General features: G+C 71.3%; 4 protein-coding genes. 3 read left to right on the top strand and 1 reads right to left on the bottom strand.

Annotated features, from left to right (window positions below):
• From FV222_RS17780 to FV222_RS17770, 3 genes are all read left to right on the top strand, one after another.
• Window positions 1–884 (top strand): ATP-binding protein (locus tag FV222_RS17780; protein WP_246685523.1); only part of this gene is annotated, 884 nt, incomplete at its 5' end.
• Entirely contained in the window at window positions 881–1,591 is a 711-nt protein-coding gene (locus tag FV222_RS17775) for a response regulator transcription factor (RefSeq protein ID WP_147754247.1), read from the top strand. The genes FV222_RS17780 and FV222_RS17775, both read left to right, overlap by 4 nt.
• 137 nt (window positions 1,592–1,728) lie before the next feature.
• The gene (locus FV222_RS17770; protein WP_147754246.1) at window positions 1,729–2,298 is read left to right on the top strand and encodes a peptidase S14; all 570 of its coding nucleotides are present in this window, start codon (window positions 1,729–1,731) and stop codon (window positions 2,296–2,298) included.
• Between the two features lie 4 nt (window positions 2,299–2,302).
• On the opposite strand, the gene FV222_RS17765 is transcribed toward FV222_RS17770, so the two are convergent.
• Window positions 2,303–4,609: a TonB-dependent receptor gene (locus FV222_RS17765; RefSeq protein ID WP_147754245.1), complete on the bottom strand. Its 2,307-nt coding sequence runs from the start codon at window positions 4,607–4,609 to the stop codon at window positions 2,303–2,305.
• Between the last annotated feature and the right edge of the window lie 133 nt (window positions 4,610–4,742).

Here is a 4,742-nt window from a genome sequence, read left to right as displayed (position 1 = left end):
GCCGCGGCACGCTCGGCGTGATCGGCCTCGATGCCGACCGGCCCGGGCCGATCCTCTCGCCGGAGAGCCGGCGCCTCGTGGACGCGCTCTCCGACCAGGGCGCGCTCGCCATCGAGCGCGTCCGCCTCGTCGAGGACCTCGACCGGGCCGAGCGCGCGGCCGAGACCGACCGCCTGCGCCAGGCCCTGCTCACCTCGATCTCGCACGACCTGCGCACGCCGCTGGCCGCCGTGCTCGGGGCGGCCACGACGCTGCGCGACCTCGACGACGCCCTCGACGGCACGGAGAAGGCCGACCTGCTGGCGACCGTCATCGCCGAATCCGAGCGCCTCAACCGCTTCATCGCCAACCTCCTCGACATGACCCGCCTGGAGGCCGGCGCGGTGGTGCCCAACGTCGCCCTCCACGACGTCGCGGAGGTCGCCGACACGGCGCTGCGGCGCATGGACAAGATCCTGGCCGCCCACCGCGTGGCGGTGGAGATCGCCAAGGACCTGCCGCCCTTGCGGCTCGACCCGGTGCTGTTCGAGCAGGTGCTGGTCAACCTCCTCGACAACGCCGGCAAGTACGCGCCCGAGGGCTCGACGATCCGCCTGCTCGGGCGACGGGAGGGGATGCGGGTGCTGATCGAGGTCCTCGACGAGGGCGACGGCCTGCCCGAGGCCGACCGGGAGCGGGTGTTCGACACGTTCTACCGCGTCGCCAAGGCCGACAGCGTGCGGGCCGGGACCGGCCTCGGCCTGCCGATCTCGCGCGGCTTCATCGAGGCGATGGGCGGCACCGTGACAGGCGCCAACCGCCGCGACCGCGCGGGCGCGGCCTTCACCATCGCCCTGCCGGTCCCCGCCGAGCCGGCCCGGACCGCGTCGGAGCGGGCCGCATGACCCTGCACGTCCTCGTCGTCGACGACGAGCCGCCGATCCGGCGGCTGCTGCGCACCGGGCTCGGGACGCAGGGCTACGCCGTGCTCGAGGCGCCGGACGGCCGTACCGCCCTCGAGACCTTGCGCCGCAAGGCGTCGGGCCACGAGACCGTGGACCTCGTGATCCTCGACCTCGGGCTGCCCGACATGCGCGGGCACGACCTGCTCGCCGAGATCCGCAAGGCGCATCCGGCCCTGCCGGTGGTGGTGCTGTCGAGCCGCGACGACGAGACCGGGAAGGTCGAGGCGCTCGACCTCGGGGCCGACGACTACGTCACCAAGCCCTTCGGCATGGGCGAATTGCTCGCCCGCATCCGCACGGCGCTCCGCCACCAGCTCGCGACGGAAGGGCAGCGCCCGCTGTTCCGGGTCGGCCCTCTGAGCGTCGACCTCGTGCGCCGCATCGTCCGGGTGGAGGAACGCGAGGTGAAGCTGACGCCGCGCGAATACGACTTCCTGCGCGTGCTGGTGCAGCATGCCGGCAAGGTGCTGACCCACGCCCAGCTGATGGGCGCGGTCTCGGCCTCGTCCGACCCGCAATACCTGCGGGTCTACATGCGCCAGCTCCGGCAGAAGCTGGAGGCCGACCCCGAGCGCCCGCGCCTGCTGCTCACCGAGACCGGCGTCGGCTACCGCTTGCGCGCGCCCGACGACGGCCTGTCGCGCTGACGGGTTCCCGGATGCGGATTTTTTCCTGAACGAACCCGTCCGGCGCGGGTTGTGCAGGCCGTAGAGCCGGCGCGCATCGCGGCGTCGCCGGCATCGCAAGGCCACAGCTCCCCATGGATCAGACCCGAGATACGACCTTGGACACGACGCCCCTGAAGGCCGCCGACTTCGCGGCCCCGACCGTCCTGCTCGCCGGCACGGTGGATTACGACATGTACAAGGACTTCCGGCGCCAGATCGGCCAGGCGCCGTGCGACGGGCTCGTCGTGGTCGAGCTGACCACGCTCGGCGGCGACCCGGAGGTGGCGCGGATGATGGGCGAGGACATCCGCTTCAAGAGCGCGATGAACCCGCAATGCCGCTACGCCTTCCTCGGCAAGGCGGCGATCTACTCCGCCGGCACCACCTTCATGAGCTTCTTCACCCGGAAGAACCGCTATCTCACCCCCGGCACGCGGCTGATGATCCACGAGCGCAAGCTCGCCAAGGAGCTTCAGATCAACGGCCCGCTCACCACCTGCATCGCCACGGTGAAGGCGACGCTCCACGAGATCGAATGCTCGATCGCGATCCAGAACGAGGGCTTCGCCAACCTCGTCGAGGGCTCGCAGGTGACCCTCGACGCGGTGATCGAGCGCGCCCCGTACAACTGGTACATCGAGGCCGAGGAGGCCCGCCGCCTCGGGCTGATCGAGGCCGTGATCTGAGGGTTCAGAACGCCAGCTTCATCCCCGCCACCACGTTGCGCGGGGCGCCGGCGTAGATCGAGCCGGTGACGGCGGCGAGTGCGGCGGCGCCGTTCTGCACGCCGGTCGTCGCGCTGATCGAGTTGGCGAGGTTCTGGGCGGAGGCCGCGTAGACCGTGTCGAACACGTTGCGCACCTCGGCGTAGACCGTGAGGCGCTTGGCGTAGCCGCCCACCAGCTCCGTCGCGTAGTGGACGTTGGCGTTGACGACGGCGTAGCCCGGCGCCTTCAGCTGGTTGGCGTTGTCGAGGTAGAAGTCGTCCTGGAACACGGTCTCGACGAAGGCGCCGAGCCCGGCGAGCGGCCCGGCCGGGACGTCGTAGCCGATCCGGGCCAGCAGCTGGTTGGCCGGCACGCCGGGGATGCGGTTTCCGGCGCGGTCGAGGCGTCGGGTCAGCGTGCCGGCGCTGAGCTGCTCGACGTAGCGGGTGTAGATCTGGTCGTCGAAGGTGTAGGCGGCCACCCCGCGCCAGCCCGGCGCGAAGGCCCAATCGATCCCGACCTCGATGCCGCGATGCTCGGATGCCGGGGCGTTGAAGGTGTAGCTCTGCAGGCCGGCGCCGGGCGATTGCGAGACGAGCTCGTTGCGGAAGAACTCGTAGAAGCCGGTGACGCTGAGGCGCAGGTTTTCGGTCGGCGTCCACTCGGCGCCGAGGTCGAAGCCGAGGTTCTCCTGGGTCTGCAGCCCGGTGTTGTTGCCGGGCAGGCCCGCCGCGGTCACGAACAGGTTGCTCGCCGCCGGCGTGGTGTACCCGGTGGCGACGCGGCCGCGGAACGCCCACTCCGTGCCCGGGCGGTAGACCAGCGCCAGCTCCGGGGCGACGTTGAGGAAGGTGCGGTTCACGTCCGCGATCGTCGTGGTCGCGCCCGTCGCATTGTAGGCGTAGGCGAGATTGCGCCCGGTGATCGCCGTGCCCTCGGCGCTGATGCCGACGACCCCCGTCCACCGGTCGGACAGCGCGACCTCGGTGCGGGCGCGGCCGCCGAGGTTCGACTGCACCGCCTCCTGCTCGCCGATCAGCGCGCCCAGCCGCGGGCCGCCATAGGGCGCGCGGTTGTAGGTCGAGATGTGGTTGTCGATCGTGTTGTAGGCCAGCGCCACGTAGCCGACCGCCGGGAGGCCGAACAGGTCGTAGCGCCGGGTCACGTCGGTGAGGAAGTTCCAGGACGGGTACGAGCCCCGCGAGGACGTCGCGTAGAACGGCTGGTTGAAGTTGCGCTCGTCGAAGCCGAGTTGCGTGCGCCACGTCGTCTGCGCGTCGATGTCGTGCTCGTAGCGCGCCGCCACGATCGTGCGCCGGTCCTTGCGCCCGAACCCGGCCTCGTCGGCGGTCACGCCCACCGTCCGGCCGAAGGCGCCGTTCACCATGAGGTTCGTCAAGGTGCAGCCGGCGGCGGCGGTCGCGGCCGCCGCGCAGCCGCGCTGGTACGGGTTGGTCCGGAAGTCGTTGAGCGAGGACCGGGCGGCGAGGTCCGCCTGCAGGTCGTTGTTGATCACCTTCAGGGTGAAGCGGTTGTCCGGCGTCGGGGTGTAGCTCGCGAGCAGGTCGATGGTCTGCGTGTCGTAGGACGCATGGTCCTGGTAGCCGTTGGCGCGCACGTCGCTGGCGAACAGGCTGATCTCGAACGGGCCGCTGGCGCCGCCGACCGTAAAATAGTTGCTGAGGTAGCCGAAGCTGCCGGCATCGGTGCCGACCTCGTACCCGTCGATCTCGCGGCCGGTGCGGGTGCGGAAGGCGATCGCGCCGCCGGTCGCGTAGTTGCCGAACAGTGCCGATTGCGGCCCGCGGAACACGTCGATGCGGGAATAGGCCCGCGGGTCGGCGATGTCGAAGCGCGAGGCGCCGTCGGGTTGGGTCAGGACGAACCCGTCCTCCAGCACGACCGTGTTCTTGATCACGCCGGTGGAGCGGGCGTTGTTGCCGCGGATCGAGATGATCACGTCGCGCCCGCCGTTGCCCTGGCGCACGGTGACCCCGGGGCTGTTGGCGAGCACCGCGCCGATGCTCGTCGCCGGCCGGTTCTCGATGGTGTCCCGCCGCCCGATCTCGGTCACGACCTGCCCGACCGGATGCTCGATGACGCTGGGCGCCGAGCCCTGCGGCGCGGCGACGCCGAAGGGGACGGCCGCCGCCGGGCCGTCGCGCTCGCCCACGACGGAAAGTTCGGACAGCGTCACGCTCTCTTCGGTGGGCGCGGCGGCGAGGGGAACGGGACAGGCGGACAGGAGCAGGATTCCGGCGCGCAGCCGGAGTTTTGACGGAAGGGACATCGGCTGGGCTCGTCTGATCGGGAGGCAGGCGGGAGCGGCCCGCCGGAAGAGGTCCAAGGTTCGATCAGAGCGGGGTCGGCGGTGCCCTCGGCCGGCCGGCGAGCGGCGGGCGATGTGCGGTCCGGGCCGGCGG

It is taken from the genome of Methylobacterium sp. WL103 (assembly GCF_008039885.1).
Lineage (GTDB): Bacteria > Pseudomonadota > Alphaproteobacteria > Rhizobiales > Beijerinckiaceae > Methylobacterium > Methylobacterium cerastii.
The sequence above is the reverse complement of the archived record's forward strand: the minus strand, read 5'-3'. Positions and strand labels throughout refer to the sequence as shown.